The 15,295-nt window shown below is 46.3% G+C and carries 17 protein-coding genes; 9 read left to right on the top strand and 8 right to left on the bottom strand.

Features of this window, described 5'->3' with window-relative positions:
• Nucleotides 1–100: 100 nt before the first annotated feature.
• Complete coding sequence (locus H6F74_RS20285) at nt 101–1,474, top strand: SGNH/GDSL hydrolase family protein (protein ID WP_190443987.1); 1,374 nt, start codon at nt 101–103, stop codon at nt 1,472–1,474.
• Between the two features lie 146 nt (nt 1,475–1,620).
• Here the strand turns inward: H6F74_RS20285 and H6F74_RS20280 are convergent, their stop codons facing one another.
• From H6F74_RS20280 to murC, 3 genes are all read right to left on the bottom strand, one after another.
• Nucleotides 1,621–1,959, bottom strand: coding sequence for a YbaB/EbfC family nucleoid-associated protein (locus H6F74_RS20280; RefSeq protein WP_190443986.1), 339 nt, complete (start codon nt 1,957–1,959; stop codon nt 1,621–1,623).
• A 74-nt stretch (nt 1,960–2,033) separates the two neighbouring features.
• Nucleotides 2,034–3,014, bottom strand: a complete 981-nt coding sequence (gene murB / locus H6F74_RS20275) for a UDP-N-acetylmuramate dehydrogenase (protein ID WP_190443985.1) — start codon at nt 3,012–3,014, stop codon at nt 2,034–2,036.
• Nucleotides 3,015–3,120: 106 nt separating this feature from the next.
• A complete protein-coding gene (murC, locus tag H6F74_RS20270) occupies nt 3,121–4,653 on the bottom strand; it encodes a UDP-N-acetylmuramate--L-alanine ligase (protein ID WP_190443984.1) in 1,533 nt (510 codons plus the stop codon).
• Between the two features lie 384 nt (nt 4,654–5,037).
• Here murC and nadD point away from each other — a divergent pair, with 384 nt between their 5' ends.
• Nucleotides 5,038–5,640 (top strand): nicotinate (nicotinamide) nucleotide adenylyltransferase, encoded by a 603-nt coding sequence (gene nadD, locus H6F74_RS20265; RefSeq protein ID WP_190443983.1) that lies wholly within the window; start codon nt 5,038–5,040, stop codon nt 5,638–5,640.
• A 263-nt stretch (nt 5,641–5,903) separates the two neighbouring features.
• On the opposite strand, the gene H6F74_RS20260 is transcribed toward nadD, so the two are convergent.
• The gene (locus H6F74_RS20260; protein WP_190443982.1) at nt 5,904–6,119 is read right to left on the bottom strand and encodes a hypothetical protein; all 216 of its coding nucleotides are present in this window, start codon (nt 6,117–6,119) and stop codon (nt 5,904–5,906) included.
• Between the two features lie 137 nt (nt 6,120–6,256).
• Between H6F74_RS20260 and H6F74_RS20255 the strand changes: the two genes are divergently transcribed.
• On the top strand, nt 6,257–7,270 hold the full coding sequence (locus tag H6F74_RS20255) for a type I glyceraldehyde-3-phosphate dehydrogenase (protein ID WP_190443981.1): 1,014 nt from the start codon (nt 6,257–6,259) through the stop codon (nt 7,268–7,270).
• A 119-nt stretch (nt 7,271–7,389) separates the two neighbouring features.
• Here the strand turns inward: H6F74_RS20255 and thiL are convergent, their stop codons facing one another.
• Nucleotides 7,390–8,382, bottom strand: coding sequence for a thiamine-phosphate kinase (thiL, locus tag H6F74_RS20250; protein WP_190443980.1), 993 nt, complete (start codon nt 8,380–8,382; stop codon nt 7,390–7,392).
• 136 nt (nt 8,383–8,518) lie between these two features.
• On the opposite strand from thiL, the gene H6F74_RS30130 reads away from it, so the two are divergent.
• Nucleotides 8,519–8,770 carry a hypothetical protein gene (locus H6F74_RS30130; protein WP_242022231.1) on the top strand — a complete coding sequence of 84 codons (252 nt, stop codon included), beginning with the start codon at nt 8,519–8,521 and terminating at the stop codon, nt 8,768–8,770.
• 10 nt (nt 8,771–8,780) lie between these two features.
• A complete protein-coding gene (locus tag H6F74_RS30125; protein WP_242022229.1) occupies nt 8,781–9,152 on the top strand; it encodes a Uma2 family endonuclease in 372 nt (123 codons plus the stop codon).
• Between the two features lie 39 nt (nt 9,153–9,191).
• Here the strand turns inward: H6F74_RS30125 and H6F74_RS20240 are convergent, their stop codons facing one another.
• Nucleotides 9,192–9,533, bottom strand: coding sequence for a hypothetical protein (locus H6F74_RS20240; RefSeq protein WP_199301447.1), 342 nt, complete (start codon nt 9,531–9,533; stop codon nt 9,192–9,194).
• Between the two features lie 39 nt (nt 9,534–9,572).
• Nucleotides 9,573–10,712 carry a peptidylprolyl isomerase gene (locus H6F74_RS20235; protein WP_190443979.1) on the bottom strand — a complete coding sequence of 380 codons (1,140 nt, stop codon included), beginning with the start codon at nt 10,710–10,712 and terminating at the stop codon, nt 9,573–9,575.
• Between the two features lie 14 nt (nt 10,713–10,726).
• On the opposite strand from H6F74_RS20235, the gene H6F74_RS30620 reads away from it, so the two are divergent.
• The 3 genes from H6F74_RS30620 to accB all read left to right on the top strand — a co-directional run bounded on the left by H6F74_RS30620 (nt 10,727) and on the right by accB (nt 12,556).
• Entirely contained in the window at nt 10,727–10,855 is a 129-nt protein-coding gene (locus H6F74_RS30620; RefSeq protein WP_277875830.1) for a hypothetical protein, read from the top strand.
• Nucleotides 10,856–11,220: 365 nt separating this feature from the next.
• The gene (efp, locus tag H6F74_RS20230; protein WP_190420829.1) at nt 11,221–11,784 is read left to right on the top strand and encodes an elongation factor P; all 564 of its coding nucleotides are present in this window, start codon (nt 11,221–11,223) and stop codon (nt 11,782–11,784) included.
• A gap of 256 nt (nt 11,785–12,040) precedes the next feature.
• On the top strand, nt 12,041–12,556 hold the full coding sequence (gene accB / locus H6F74_RS20220; RefSeq protein ID WP_190443977.1) for an acetyl-CoA carboxylase biotin carboxyl carrier protein: 516 nt from the start codon (nt 12,041–12,043) through the stop codon (nt 12,554–12,556).
• Nucleotides 12,557–12,922: 366 nt separating this feature from the next.
• On the opposite strand, the gene H6F74_RS20215 is transcribed toward accB, so the two are convergent.
• Nucleotides 12,923–13,402, bottom strand: a complete 480-nt coding sequence (locus tag H6F74_RS20215) for a GNAT family N-acetyltransferase (RefSeq protein WP_190444109.1) — start codon at nt 13,400–13,402, stop codon at nt 12,923–12,925.
• 677 nt (nt 13,403–14,079) lie between these two features.
• Here H6F74_RS20215 and H6F74_RS20210 point away from each other — a divergent pair.
• A complete protein-coding gene (locus H6F74_RS20210; protein WP_190443976.1) occupies nt 14,080–15,294 on the top strand; it encodes an RNA-guided endonuclease TnpB family protein in 1,215 nt (404 codons plus the stop codon).
• The last annotated feature ends 1 nt before the right edge of the window (nt 15,295 follow it).

Below are 15,295 nucleotides of genomic sequence, written 5' to 3'. Positions count from 1 at the left end.
CAAAAGGCAAAAGGCAAAAGGCAAAAAAGAATAAATATTTACCTTTGCTTTTTAACTTTTAACTTCCCCTGTTCGTTGCTCATTTGAGGTTCATTACTTGATGTTTAAAAAGTCCGGCTACAGCTACAAATCTTACCAAAAACGCCGCCAGCCGCCTCAGCTTCTCCTCGTACTCCTAGCCCTGCCCCTATTCTTGATTTTTCTAGAATTGCTGGCACGGGTTTTCGTGGGTGTCGCAGGCAAAAGTCCCGAATTGGCAGCCTATGAAGGCGAACCACCAGAAGTTACAGCTTACCGTCTTAAGTTCCTCGATCAAAACCAGCAACCCTTCGACGGTCTACCCAACTATGGGCATCTGATTGCTAATCAGCGTTTATCTGTAGGATATGAGCTGGCTCCTAACCAGAAGAGCAAATTTTGGCGCATTAACCAACAGGGTTTTCGTGACAACGAAGCGGTTCCCCTAGCAAAACCCAAAGATGAAATTCGGGTTTTCGTTTTGGGTGGATCAACCGCCTTTGGTCACAGGAATTTGAGTAACCAAGAAACCTTTGCTAACAAGCTTGAAGGTAGTCTCAATATACGAGTAGCCAAGCAAAAAGCAGCTCCGGAGAACTTCCGCCCAGATTTTTTGCCTTACTACAAGCCAGAACGAATCAAAGCCCTTTCCTTACCGCTACGGATTCGCGAAGGCAAATATCGCGTCATCAATGCGGCTGTACCAGGCTATACTTCTGGCAATCAGCTGGCTCAATTAGCGCTCCAGATTTTGCCTTATAAGCCGGACGCGATCATAGTTTTGGATGGGTATGCAGACTTAATGTTGCCCAGCACCGAAAACGAAACGGATATTCCTCATTTAGACAAATTTCTGAACAATGCACCTGGGCATCTATGGTTCGTTCTGACCCAGGATCTTAAGCGCTGGCTCAGTCAAACGTATCTAGTGAAAGCAACGCAGTATTGGGTGTTGAAACCGCAGCCATCGGTGGATCAGCTGAGTATGGCAGTGAGTGAGGAAAGTTTGCCTTTAGAAGAACGTTTGGCAGCTTCGCCAGCTGAGTTAAAGCGTCGGGTTGAACGTTATAGCGATCGCATGAAGCAGATGGCTATTTTGACAGCACCGGCAAAGATTCCTTTACTTGTGGCTACTCAACCCGAAATTACCGGGCGCTCAACCAGCAGTATGTCGGAAAAAGAGCGGCAGCTTTTGGGCGAATTAGGTTCAACCTATACTCAACGAGTCAAAGACGGTTATGTACAATTAGCCGCAGCCAATCAGCAGCTAGAGCGAATGTATGGGCAAAATGTGAAAACGTTGGACTTCTACAAACTTTACGAGAAGTATCCCCGTCAGGCTTTCTCTGATGCCGTTCACCTGACGGATGAAGCTAATACAATCCTGGCAGATAGACTCTACAAAACTATGTTGGAGTTACCTCTGCTTCAGATTGCAACTCGGAAGCCGAGATAGGGGTTGGGGGCTGGGGACTGGGGGCTGGGGACTGGGGACTGGGGACTGGGGACTGGGGACTGGGGACTAGGAACTAGGAACTACGGGCTAGGGACTAGGTAAGCCTTCTTCTCCCCAATCCCCAATCCCCAATCCCCAATCCCTAACTACATCGGTAGATCGAGTCCACTGGTGAGTTCTTCCATGCGCGATCGCATGGTTGCTGTGGACTTCTCGTAGGCATCTTTCATTGCTGCCGTCACCTGTCCAGAAAGGGCTTCTGCCCCCAGATTGTAGGCATCTGCTGAAATTTCTACCCGCAGAGGTTCTTGATTACCGCTCAAGTAAACCTTGACGGTGCTATTGTCGTTAGCTCCCTCAATCTCCATTTGCTCCAGTTCTTCCTGAAGCCTTTTAGCACCTTCTTGAACCTGCTGGGCTTTTTTGAAAGCTTCGGCTAGTTCTTTCATTTTGCCTAAACCGAAGCCGAATCCTTTTTGTGTCATGACTATTTAACGCTGTATTAGTTGGACTTGCAAGTCTATCTCGATCTTAGTATTCTTGAGGCCGTGCGACATCTCTACACAGGTTGAAAGTCGCCTAAGATTTTCACTTCCGGCTCTAAAGACAGTGACCAGCGATGTTCCACTTGCTGCTGAATATAGCGGATGAGTTGGAAGATATCACTAGCTTTGGCACCGCCGCAGTTAAGGATAAAGTTAGCATGGCGCTGGGAAACTTGAGCGCCGCCAATTTGGTATCCTTTCAGACCAGTTTGTTCAATCAACCAAGCTGCTTTGTGGGGGTTGGGATTGCGGAAAACGCTTCCACAGGAAGGCAAGTTGTAAGGTTGACTGGTGCGCCGTTGTTCTAGATGTTTGCTGGTTGCTGCCATAACGAAGGCAGGATCTGCTCCAGGCTGAAGCTTGAAGGTTGCTTGGGTGACTAAGCGATTACCTCCTTGCAGTATTGAGGTACGATAAGCAAATTTGAGTTTTTCAGGGGTAAGAATTTCTATTTTCCCGTCTGGTGAGAAGACTTGGGTGTTGGCCAAAATATCAGCAGTACAGCTAGTGTGAGCGCCCGCATTCATGACCACTGCGCCGCCGACTGTACCGGGAATGCCAACTGCCCATTCTAGCCCTTGCCAACCGCGTTCGGCTGCTTGCCATGCGAGGCGGGCTATCGGTTCCCCTGCACCTGCACTCACTAGACCCGTTTCGGGATCAAAGTGAGTTTGACGGAGATGGCGAGTACAAATAACTAAACCGGGAAGCCCGTTATCACTTACCAGTAAATTTGAACCAGCCCCCAACAAAGTGATCGGTAATTCCTCGAAATTAGCCCATTCAAAACTGGCTTGCAGTTCTTCGATGCGACGGGGAGCCACGTACCACTCTGCGGGGCCTCCGACTCTGTAAGATGTGAGTCGGTCGAGAGGTGCTTGCGATCGCAATAAACACTCAGTTCCTGGTAAGTAAAGGGGTAAAGATTTCAGGGATTCTTTGCTGGGGTTAACAGAAGCGTTCAAAACGCTTGGTGGATCATAGGAAAGAGTCATATCAATTCGCTAATGAGAATGCCGAGACAGCTGACACCACGGAAGAAAGGCCATTATTTATAAGCCATTGGTCATTAGAAAAGCTGTAACCAATGACTTATGACTATTAACTACTTCCTTCTTTTTGATAGAAAGCCATGACCTCTGGAATAATTTGATTCAGGTTCCCAGCTCCCAAAAACAGAGCCAAGTCACCTGGTTGAAGGATTTGGGTAAGCAACCTACTGATGTCGGGCAGAGACGGTTGGTAGTAAACCTTGGGATGATGGGTTGCAATTAATTCTGCAACCTGTTCACCGCTAATCTGCCCCAAATTTGATTCTCCCGCGCTGTAGATATCACTGAGAACAACAATGTCGGCATCCTTAAACGACTGTGCAAATTCTGCCAAAAAAGTGATAGTCCGGCTGTAGCGATGTGGCTGGAAGATTGCCACAATCCTGCGCGGTGCTTTGACTTGCAAACGTGCTGCCCCTACCGTGGCGATGATTTCGCTGGGGTGGTGGGCATAGTCATCCACAAAGCAGATGCCATTGCTCTCGCCCCGCAGCTCAAATCGACGGCGTGCGCCCTCGAAGGATACGATCGCTTCTGCAATTACCCCAAAATCTACACCCAATTTGCGCCCTACAGCTACCGCCGCCAGAGCATTGCTCAAATTGTGCGCCCCTAGCAACTTCACTGAAAGCTTCCCTAAAATTTTTCCTTGTTCCCAAACTCTCGCTTCTGTGCCGTCAGCTCCATAATTAATCTCATCGACGGTGTAATCAGCCCCAGAGTCCCGCCGCAGGCTATAACTAATTTCCGGTTGCAAGGAATCTTTAACTACCGCGCAATCGATGCAACCTATGACACTTTTACACCGAGAAGCGAATATCTCGAAGGTGTTAATCACTTCTTCGAGGCTATCGTAGTGGTCTGGATGATCCAGTTCAATGTTTGTCACTACCCCAATGGCAGCTGAAAGTCTAGATAAAGAACCATCAGATTCATCCGCTTCTGCAACCAGATAGGGCCCGTCTCCTAAACGCGCATTGCCTTCCCAGGCATTTACTTCTCCACCTACCACAATTGTCGGGTCTAACCCGGCTTTTAACAGCAAATACCCAATCATGCTGCTAGTTGTGGTTTTGCCATGAGTACCAGCGACCGCAATACTCTGGTAATCCTGAATCAAAGCTGCCAGTAAATCCGAACGATGAAAAATCGGACACCCTAAATCAAGTGCTGCCCGATATTCAGCATTTGCCGGATTGATTGCTGTGGAACAAATCACTTGCGGCAAGGTCATCGACATTACTTTCCCATTCGTAGATGACCATCGACCGCCAGAACGGACAAGTCCGTTCTTCTCTGGTTCCACAGAAGATTCTTTTGCGTCGCTTATGCCTATAACTGCCGCTTTCTCCGCTTCAGTGTCTCTACTCGGCTGAAAAAATTCTATGTTTGAGGCATCTTGACTACCAAAAATGTGAGCGCCAACTGCCTGCAAACGCTTGGTAATATGGCTCGAATGAATATCCGACCCAGATACAGGCAACTTACGTTTAGCTACAACGTAGGCGAGAGCTGACATTCCAATTCCACCAATGCCGATGAAATGAAATGGCCTCCCGGTAAAATCAACTGTATTCGGCATTTTAGCTCCTTACACACCACACCACATCCAGGCTGCACCGATAACACGCGCTATCATATCAAGAATTGATTTTTCTCGATACAACCTTGCCGAGATTTACAATACAATCCCAGAGCGCAATTCGATAATAAGAGTATTTTTGTTTCACGCAATACCCGCACTTCAAGAGCGTAGCACTAGGCACCCTAGTTAGATTAACTACACGCTAGGTTATTCCTGACCCAGTAGCTTCTATCATGAGATGGTTTTTATCTTTACTCGTCAAAATTGCTTACACTCCGGAAACTTCTTGAAAAGACTAACACCATAGTTGGTTGCAGTTCATCCGAGTTTTCACTGTTTGACAAAGACGATGGGCGACAAGCTATCTTTGGCTGTTGTATTATGCAAAACTGGGGAATTTTGGGTGGCACCTTTGATCCCGTTCACTGGGGACACCTGTTGATGGCGGAAACTGCCTTAATTCAAGCGGATTTGGACAAGGTGATCTGGGTACCAAGTTTCTCTCCTCCCCACAAACAAGCGATGGAATTTGAGCATCGTTCCTCAATGGTGCAACTAGCGATCGCTGACCATCCCAGCTTTGCTCTGGCACCTGTCGAGGCAAATCTCCAAGCTATAAATTATGCCATCCACTCCCTGAATTACCTCCAGTCTTTATACCCCCACACCCACTGGCACTGGATTATTGGCATGGATGCCTTCACAACCTTACCCCGTTGGTATCGCCGTCAGGAACTTGTAACAAACTGTGACTGGTTGGTGGCACCGCGTCCATCAACTCATGTCCAGCTAGATGACACCCAGGTTGCTCAACAGCTGGCTCTCCAAGGCATGACGATTCGCTCTTCGTTGCTTGCCATGCCAAGTGTGGGCATTTCATCAAGTTTGATTCGGCAGTATTGCCGCCAAGGACGTTCGATTCGTTACTTAGTCCCGGAAGCTGTCCGAATTTACATCGATACCCATAAACTTTACTTAAATTAATTGGCGAATAATGTTCTTAAACTTACGCAACATTGAAACCGATTGATTTTGGAGTCAACACGATTCCCAATTCCTCAATCTAAAATCTCAAATTGCTTCGCTGAGAGTTTATGCCGCCAGAATATTTTGGTTTTTTGTGCTATTTCTTATAAAAAATAGATAATAGTCATTAAACAGAGTCAATATAAGTAAATAGGCCAAAAAAAGCCTATTAGGAGCAATTATCGGATAAAAAAGCTGAAATAAATTATTTTGATATAAATTCAGGGGAAAAGACTGCTTAACCTGATGGTGTACAGGGTGATTTGGACACGGATGCCCCAGTTCCTAAAGCAGACTCGTTCAAGCTTCACAAAAGAGCGATCGCTATGTTGCCAAGTTACTGACGGTTGTTGAACTTGGGCGATCGCTACTGGCTTTTCAGACCAGAAAAACTCACCCGCTTGAGTAGAAAGCAATACCTGCCGATCCCCTAACATACTGAATTGTGCGAAGTCTTACCTGACCAAACATCGAATTGTTCAGCAGTTAGCGCTATGTATGAGCGCCCTTTGCGATATGATTGGGGTCATCAACAGGAAATTACTGTAGGTCAAAAGACAGAGGGCAAGTAGCAGTGATTAGAGTAGCGATCAACGGTTTTGGACGCATCGGACGTAATTTCATGCGATGCTGGCTGGGTCGGGAAAATAGCAATATGGAAGTCGTTGCCATCAACGACACTTCCGACCCAAAAACTAACTCCCACTTGCTGAAATATGACACCATGTTGGGAACGTTTAAGGCTGACATCAGTCACGATGACAACTCCATCATCGTCAACGGCAAGACGGTAAAATGCACATCGGATCGCAATCCCGAAAACTTGCCCTGGAAAGATTGGGAAATTGACCTGATTATCGAATCAACAGGCGTTTTTACCAGCAAGGAAGGGGCATCCAAGCATTTAACCGCTGGAGCAAAAAAAGTTTTGATTACCGCTCCCGGTAAAAACGATGACGGCACCTTCGTGGTGGGTGTCAACGATCAAAACTACGATCACGATAAGCACGTTGTCATCAGCAACGCCAGTTGTACCACTAACTGTCTGGCTCCCTTTGCCAAAGTGCTTAATGACAACTTTGGCATTATCAAAGGGCTGATGACCACAACCCACAGCTACACTGGCGACCAGCGTTTACTAGACGCTTCTCACCGGGACGTGCGACGGGCAAGAGCAGCAGCAATGAACATTGTCCCTACCACAACAGGTGCGGCTAAAGCAGTGGCTCTGGTGCTACCAGAACTCAAAGGCAAGCTAAATGGTCTAGCTCTGCGGGTTCCGACACCTAATGTTTCTGTAGTGGATTTAGTGGTCAACGTTGAGAAGAAAACGTTCGCCGAAGAAGTTAACCAAGTTCTCAAGGACGCAGCTGAAGGTTCCTTGAAAGGCATTCTGGAGTACAGCGACCTGGAGCTTGTCTCTTCAGATTATCGCGGTCACGATGCCTCTTCCATTGTGGATGCCAGTCTGACGATGGTTATGGACGGTGACATGGTTAAGGTTGTCGCATGGTACGACAACGAGTGGGGTTACTCTCAGCGGGTTGTAGACTTGGCTGAACTGATGGCTAAGAAGTGGAAAAGCTAAGAGTAATTAGTTAGTTGGTAAGTGCTTTTGCATTACAACTCGAATCCGTCGCTAAAAGTGATGAGTTTTGCGCTGCAATGCAAAAGCCCATACAGTCAGTTTTAACTGCTGACACCAGATTAATAACTAAAATGCTGAAATCCTTGGTTGAGGGTAAGTTGTTTGTCGGGATAGACACCAGAGGAGTCTACTAACAAGACATTGGCTTCGGTAGTAATTCCAATAACAGCTGCTCCCTCGCCTAATCGTTCCACTAATATCTGGGCTTTTTCTGAAGGTAGGCATAAGACAAGTTCAAAGTCTTCGCCGCCATATAAAGCCCAGTCCCAGGCTTGCTCGTTTGAAACCATTTGGCTGAGAGCAGCTGGAATGGGAATCGAGGCGCGATCGCATTTTGCACCCACTCCGCTACATCGGCAAATTTGCACAATTGCATCTGCTAAACCGTCGCTGCTGTCCATCCCAGCAACGGAGATGGGGGATTGGGAATCCAACCACAGGAAAGGCAAGACATCTAGGCGTGGTTTAGGGCGCTGGTGCGCTTGGATTAAAGATACTTTCTCGGCTTCGGTGAGATTTTGACCGGATTCTGGGTTAAGTAACAATTCTAAACCCGCTCTTGAGGCTCCGTGAACTCCGGTGACGACAATGGCATCCCCAACTTGAGCAGATGAGCGCCGGATAATACGATTTGGGGAAGCTTCACCAAAGGCGGTAATTGCTATTGTATTGACTGGCGAACGGCAAATATCGCCGCCGACAATAAATGTATTGTAATGTTGCAAGCATTCGGTTATTCCCTGGTAAAGTCGCTCCACCCAGGTGACGAGTGTATCGCTTGTAAGGCTTAAACCTACAGTAATTCCCAGTGGGGATGCGCCCATTGCGGCTAAATCAGATAAATTGGCAGCAGCAGCACGCCAACCAGCATCTTCTGAGGATGTGGTGCGATCGCTAAAATGGGTTCCATCCACCAGCATATCCGTTGTCACTACCAATTCTTTACCCGGCTGAGTTTTCATTACAGCCGCATCATCTCCCACGACTTCCGCCGGACAGAAGCGTTGCAATCGTTGTAATAAACCCTGTTCCCCGATGTCTCGAATTTTCATGGAGTTTTGACAAACCGCAAAGAAGAGAGTGTGTTCAAACAAGCGATCGCACCCTGAGTAAATACTAAGCGCGATCGCTAAAATATACCCATACTTCTGTTGTGACTACCAACAACGTTCTAGGTTTAGTCTCAAAATGACAACCACGCTAATTCAAAATCCACAACGATATCTGTTAAGAAATATTAGCTGGCAGACTTATCAAGCTTTGCTCAAAGATATAGAAGAACAGCCGGGGATTCGCCTAACTTACGACCGAGGCTTATTGGAAATTATGGCCCCACTAGATCCCCATGAAGGCTACAAAAAACTCTTAGGACGTTTTGTGGAAACTCTAACTGAGGAATTAAATATTAATATTCGCAGCTTAGGTCCCTTGAACTTCTAAGCGTGAGGATTTGCAGAGGGGATTTGAACCGGATCAGTGCTACTACATCCAGAATGAGCCGATTGTCCGAGAAATAGAGCAAATCGACTTAAATCAATATCCACCACCTGACTTAATCATCGAGATTGATATTACTAGCAGTTCTATTAATCAATTTGACTTGTATGCTGACTTTAGGGTGCCGGAAGTCTGGCGGTATGACGGAAGACGCTTGAGATTCTATCAGTTAGAAGAGAAACAATATTTAGAGCGCAATACATCTCCTACTTTTCCTTTTCTCTCACCATCCGAAATTCTGCGGTTTCTGGAACAGCAAAAAACTGTGGGAGAAACAGCAATGATTCGGTTGTTCCGCGAGTGGGTGAGAAGTCAAACGCAGTAGGAGGATTGGGAAAAAGCGCGATCGCATCCTCCTCTCTCCTCATGTCCATTCATTATCTGAAGGTGGCAAACGCAGTTTCGGGAAGCGGTAAAAAGTATCGCCATCATTATCAACTTCTGGCATCGCACCTAATAACTGTATCTGACGATCCAGGTATTGCTTAGCCACTTGAGCATCTACTCTAGCTGCTGCTGCCAATTGGATCAGAGAAATGCAGCTATTTTGAGCTTCTAGCAATTGATAAAAAGCATTTTCTAGCTGTCTTTGTTGCTGTTGCTGCTGCGAGGTACTATGAAACAACATAATTGCCATTACACTCGCGGCGACTACAAAGATTACTTCAAGAATTGGCATAAAGTTCTTAGCAAGTAGGGTGGGCATTGCCCACCCTACTTATAACTCTACATATCAACTGAATGTTTATCCTACTTGTGGCTGAACTAGATTTTTCGCCCCTTGGATGACCTTCGCAGATTCAACCTTGTCACCTGCTTTCAGCTTTTGCAAGACTTCTTTGCCTTCAGTTACATAGCCAAAGACGGAATATCGCCCATCCAAGAGGTTGCGTCCTGCTGGGGTCAGTTCTGGTTCAAACAAGAAGAAGAAGAACTGGGAAGAACCACCATCGGGTTCGCCTTCAGGACGTGCCATCGCAACCGCACCGTAGGCGGAGAAGGGAAGCACTGGCTGATCGCGATAACGTCCGGCATCTTCTAAGGTAATGCCATAGACGGGTTCTTGGTCGCCTCTCGCTAGCACTTCTAAGGGGACATTGCGGTACTTGCCAGTTTTTGGGTCAATGAAACCTTGATCTGGCCCTGGTGGATCTCCCACTTGCAGCACGTAGGACTCTTCGGCGCGAACAAACTCTAGACCATCATAGAAGCCGCGCTGAACTAAATCGACAAAGTTACCAGCAGTCACGGGCGCACTGTAGCCGTCAACCACTAGGGTAATGGTGCCTTGATTGGTTGCCACTTCCACGGTGGCGCGACCTTTGAGTTGAGGCAGGTTGCTGTACTCTGATGGCACTTCGTAGGGGAAGCTTTGCACCATCATTTCTTCCAACTGTCCCACCATGTCGAGCAGTTTACCGCGCTCAGTCCAGATTTCTTCTTTATCTTTGGCTTCCACCGCCTCTCGAAGCTGGGAGATTTGCTGCTTCATGTTATCTATGAGGGCAAGGGCTTCGGGTTTTTGCGACTCTGGGATGTTGGCGAGTAATTCGGAGACGCGATCGCTCAGAATCCGATCTGCCCTGGTAATATCGCTAGTGATGGGACTCCAGCGTTTACCTCGCAGTTGGTTAGCGATATCTTCCAAACTGCTTTGCATATTCCGTATTTCTTGGTTCTCAATGGGTAGGGCATACCGTAGCAATGCTTTTCCGTCTGTGATCGCATTTCCAGATGGCAACCCACTATCGCGGACACTTTTGGCTGATGTGTCCCACCAAGCAGCACTAAGTCCTACTGAGAGAGTAATCAGCAGTAGCGCTAAGACGCTAGTTTGAGCCAAGCGCTTGCACCAATTGAGTATAGAACGGTTTTTTTGAAGCATAAATTAATCCCTGGGTGCTGCCAACCAGTTACGGCGGAAGCTTTCGTCAGCTGAAAAACTCCATTCTTAATCTTGCCATACGGGTGTTCACTAGGGATTGGGGATTGGGGATTGGGGATTGGGGATTGGGGACTGGGGACTAAATGCTGAGTTATAGCAATTTTATTTCAGGCACGGAAAATTACCATCTCCACCAGTCCCGGTTTCTTAAAAGTTACCAGGTTTTTCCGCTTTCACTAATCATTTAGGGCTGCTATAGCAATCTGGGCCAGAGTTGTAAGACACTAGCCCTTTAGATGCCCGACTTCTTAGAGAAGTCAGGCATCTCGCCTTCACGAATTATTTAAGACTACTATCTTAAAACCGCTATATGAGATATGAGTTATGAATTCATATCTCATATCTCATATCTTTTCCCCAATCCCCAATCCCCAGTCCCCAGCCCCCAGTCCCCAGTCCCTAGTGCGGTAAAATGAATTGCCGATTGTTCTCCCCAAGATAGAGATTCATGATTTCGAGTAACGACTTTAGACCCGGTGTCACGATTGAATTAGATGGCGCTGTGTGGCGGGTGGTGGAATTTCTCCACGTCAAGCCAGGGAAGGGTGCAGCGTTTGTGCGGACGAAGCTGAAAAATGTGCAAACAGGTAGTGTGGTGGAGCGCACCTTCCGGGCTGCTGAAACGGTACCGCAAGCCAACCTGGAAAAGCGGACGATGCAGCATACCTACAAAGAGGCCGACCAGTTCGTGTTTATGGACATGGAAACCTATGAGGAAGCTTCTCTGCGAACGGATCAGATTGGCGATCGCGTGAAATACCTCAAGGAAGGCATGGAAGTGAACGTTATCCGCTGGGGCGAGCAGATAATGGAAGTAGAACTACCTAACTCGGTGGTGCTGGAAGTCACCCAAACTGATCCGGGTCTCAAGGGAGATACTGCTACGGGGGGATCAAAACCAGCAATTGTAGAAACTGGCGCTCAGGTAATGGTTCCTTTGTTTATTACTGTCGGCGAACGAATTAAGGTTGACACTCGTACCGATACTTATCTGGGTCGAGAAAATGCCTAATACCATTTTGGATTTTGGATTTTGGATTTTGAAGCGATTTTTGAGGAGATGGATTCTTCCCAAAACATCGCGTGATTTTGGATTGTCAACTAAAAGCCAATACACAAGTCCAGAATTTGAAATCCGCAAGTCTCAAACAAAATGGTATAAGTCAGAGGAAGAATTAAAAATACCAAGTTAAAAATTTCGCTTTTAAAATTTTTAACTTGGCATTTTTAATTCTTTTTTTCATCCTTCATTCTTCATTATTCCCGTCATGTCAATAGATTTCAACGAACTCCGCGAACTGCTGGCGGCGATCGCGCAAACCGATATTGCGGAGTTGACATTAAAAAGCGCTGATTTTGAACTTACGGTGCGGAAAGCGCCGCGCTTTATCGCTCCAGTCGATCCACCTGCCCTAGCAACAAGCGATAGCCCCAGCGTTGCGCCTCCCGCCCAAGCAGCACCTATTCCTGTGCTACCTAGTCCGGGTATTGAGGTGCCTTCCCGTGCGGCTGCTCCCGTTGCTGCTCCCAATAGCGATCGCAAATTACCAGAGGTGGCATCCCCAATGGTGGGAACGTTTTATCGCTCTCCGGCACCCGATGAACCTGCATTTGTCGAGGTAGGCGATCGCATCCGTACCGGGCAAACAGTCTGCATTATTGAAGCAATGAAGCTGATGAATGAAATTGAGGCTGAAGTGTCTGGTATTGTGATGGAAATTTTGGTTCAAAACGGCGAACCCGTCGAATATGGGCAACCCTTAATGCGGATTAACCCAGAATAATTTTCCTGTTTCTAGATTGCAATTCGAGGTGCGATAAATGTTCAAGAAAAGTCTTGTTTTTTCGGCTACTTTTGTGTACGATCTAATTATCTAATAATCGCATTTTTATAATGGAAATATTGACGTTTATTAACAAGTGCAAATATTTCCATTATTTAATATAATAACCCAAAATAATAATATAAAAAGGAAACGAAGATTAGACAAAAACAATTTATTTCATATTTAACTAAGTATCTTTGTGCTTTAGGCAATACGGTAAACTTTACCTACTTAAACGTAATCCAACGCAGCTGATTGACTGACAAATCTCGGATGTGCTACTACGATTTTTCTGAGATACGATCGTTTTCAAACCCTCCGCACCTACAACTTCTTGAAGTACCTGGCAATCGGTAAAAGCCCAAAACCCAGCTTTTCATAGGTACAACGTGCTGGGGCATGGCCAGGATCGCCTCCAGTCTCGACCATAGCAACGGACATCCCAGCAATTTTCATCCAATCAAGAGCGAATTGCGTGAGAGCGGTGCCAATGCCTCGACGTTGATAGTCTCGATCGACGCCGATCATGTAGATTTCACCCATGCTACTCTCCGAGTGGAGTTTCACCGCTACAAAGCCCACGGTTGAACCAGAGTCTATCGCAACCCACACCTTTGTCTCTGCATCAGCACAGACTTCCTCGACAGCCTTTTGCTGGCTTACACGCCAATCGTCGGGATAAAATGCTCGGTACACGTCAAAGTCCATCGCATTCTGAATCGAATCAAAGACCGGAGTCCATGCCAGAAGCGAAAGACGAATAACGGCATCAAGTTGGCGGGGGTCGTATGGTTCAATTTGCATTTCGGTATGGGCTTCAGAAGACAGGGTATCAGTAGCATCACAGAAAATCGGGTTAAGCCGTGTTACGTGAATGCTTGTCGTTATACCCATGATATTGCCACAGTTGGAATCAGAATTTTGCCACGACTTTAGTTGTAATACCTTTTTTTTTCGTGAAGCGATCGCCCAAAAAAACACAAGTCAAAGTCGGCTTGACTCTTTAACTTTTGTTTTGTTGATCAGTATAGTTCATTAACTCAGTACCTCTGAGTTATTTTGTCATGCCTTAGTCTAAACTCCAGAATTTAAACAAGCTCTATCGAGTTAGGGATTGATTGCTAAGTTTCGCAATCAATCCCTATCAGTAAAAGTGCGATTGCAGTTGAGCGATACCATTAGCCGTTAAGTGCGATCGCGCTGAGGAGGAAACTTTAGTAGGATAGAGCTGAACCGCCGACTTACTGCAATAGCTGGAAGTGCTGATTTTAACTAATGGTGGGGGGTTTGGGGGAGGCTATAAGTCCCGCGCTGTACTTCTAGGTCAGCGCCGGGATACTTCGACAAGCTCAGTAACAACATGGACATCCCCCAAGCAAATTTTATCCGGTCAATCCCGGTAAAATTTGCAAACTATCTCGAACACTCCTATCAAGAATGCTTATAAAAAATGCTTATAATGATAAGAAGAGGTAAAAGCAATGCAGCATCAAGCCGCCAAAGTCAGGCTGTATCCAACAATTGAACAACAAGAGATACTAGCTCAACACTTTGGATGCTCTCGCTGGTGGTGGAATCATGCCCTCAACTTGTGCATTGAAACCTACAAAGCAACGGGCAAGGGCTTAACCCAAGTTGCATTGAACAAGTTTTTACCAAGGCTCAAAAAAGAGAAGGAAACTGAATGGCTCTCTGAATGCTACTCTCAGGTTTTGCAGGCTACTACGCTTAATTTGGTGACTGCCTATAAAAACTTCTTTGAGGGTAGAGCTAAATACCCAAGATTCAAAGCCAAGAAGAATAGGCAATCAATTCAATATCCTCAGTCAGTCAAAATTGTTGATGGTTGCTTCAAGTTTCCCGGTCGTGTAGGTATAGTCAAGGCTAAACTTCATCGACAGATTGAAGGAAAAATTAAGACTGTAACCGTCAGCATGACCCCATCAGGCAAGTATTATGCCTCTGTACTGATGGAATTAGACGGGGATAATCCAGTAGTTAGCACTGATGGAAAAGTTGCGGGTATTGATTTAGGTTTGAAGGATTTCGCCATTGTTCACGATGGCGAAAAAACTTCTAAATACGCCAACCCTAAGCATTTAGCAAAACATGAGCGCAATCTCAAAAGAAAACAACAAAAACTAGCCAGAAAGGAGAAAGGAAGCAAGTCAAGAGATAAAGCCAGAAAATTAGTAGCTAGAGTTTACGAACGGGTTAACAATGTCCGTCAAGACTACTTGCATAAGCTGTCGAGAAAGCTTGTTGACGATAATCAAGTCATCGTAGTCGAAAACCTTCACGTTAAGGGCATGGTTCGTAATCACAAACTAGCCAAAGCAATTTCTGATGTGGGTTGGGGAATGTTCGTCAATTTCTTGCATTACAAGTTAGACCGTGAGGGTAAGGTATTGGTAGAAATTAACCGATGGTTTCCCAGCTCTAAACTTTGCTCAAATTGCCACTATCAAATAAGTGAGATGCCGCTAGATGTTAGGGCTTGGACTTGCCCCAACTGCGGCACTCACCATGATAGAGACGGAAACGCCGCAATCAATATCAGAGCAGAGGGAATCAGAATACTATCGGTCTTAGGAACTAGGACTGCTGCTGATGGAGGGGATGTGAGTCGGAAGCAAGGGCGAAAGTCTAAGCTGACGCAATCCCCCGTGAAGTCAGAAGCCCACGCCATAGCGTAAG

It is taken from the genome of Trichocoleus sp. FACHB-90 (genome assembly GCF_014695505.1).
Lineage (GTDB): Bacteria > Cyanobacteriota > Cyanobacteriia > Cyanobacteriales > FACHB-T130 > Funiculus > Funiculus sociatus.
Note: the sequence above shows the minus strand (reverse complement) of the source record. Positions and strands in the feature narration are given on the sequence as shown.

What these genes read in the sequence shown, in the direction of transcription:
- H6F74_RS20285 (WP_190443987.1), top strand. Translation starts at nt 101, where the DNA reads ATGTTTAAAAAGTCCGGCTACAGCTACAAATCTTACCAAAAACGCCGC.
- H6F74_RS20280 (WP_190443986.1), bottom strand. Translation starts at nt 1,959, where the DNA reads ATGACACAAAAAGGATTCGGCTTCGGTTTAGGCAAAATGAAAGAACTA.
- murB (WP_190443985.1), bottom strand. Translation starts at nt 3,014, where the DNA reads ATGACTCTTTCCTATGATCCACCAAGCGTTTTGAACGCTTCTGTTAAC.
- murC (WP_190443984.1), bottom strand. Translation starts at nt 4,653, where the DNA reads ATGCCGAATACAGTTGATTTTACCGGGAGGCCATTTCATTTCATCGGC.
- nadD (WP_190443983.1), top strand. Translation starts at nt 5,038, where the DNA reads ATGCAAAACTGGGGAATTTTGGGTGGCACCTTTGATCCCGTTCACTGG.
- H6F74_RS20260 (WP_190443982.1), bottom strand. Translation starts at nt 6,119, where the DNA reads ATGTTAGGGGATCGGCAGGTATTGCTTTCTACTCAAGCGGGTGAGTTT.
- thiL (WP_190443980.1), bottom strand. Translation starts at nt 8,382, where the DNA reads ATGAAAATTCGAGACATCGGGGAACAGGGTTTATTACAACGATTGCAA.
- H6F74_RS30130 (WP_242022231.1), top strand. Translation starts at nt 8,519, where the DNA reads ATGACAACCACGCTAATTCAAAATCCACAACGATATCTGTTAAGAAAT.
- H6F74_RS20240 (WP_199301447.1), bottom strand. Translation starts at nt 9,533, where the DNA reads ATGCCCACCCTACTTGCTAAGAACTTTATGCCAATTCTTGAAGTAATC.
- H6F74_RS20235 (WP_190443979.1), bottom strand. Translation starts at nt 10,712, where the DNA reads ATGCTTCAAAAAAACCGTTCTATACTCAATTGGTGCAAGCGCTTGGCT.
- efp (WP_190420829.1), top strand. Translation starts at nt 11,221, where the DNA reads ATGATTTCGAGTAACGACTTTAGACCCGGTGTCACGATTGAATTAGAT.
- accB (WP_190443977.1), top strand. Translation starts at nt 12,041, where the DNA reads ATGTCAATAGATTTCAACGAACTCCGCGAACTGCTGGCGGCGATCGCG.
- H6F74_RS20215 (WP_190444109.1), bottom strand. Translation starts at nt 13,402, where the DNA reads ATGCAAATTGAACCATACGACCCCCGCCAACTTGATGCCGTTATTCGT.
- H6F74_RS20210 (WP_190443976.1), top strand. Translation starts at nt 14,080, where the DNA reads ATGCAGCATCAAGCCGCCAAAGTCAGGCTGTATCCAACAATTGAACAA.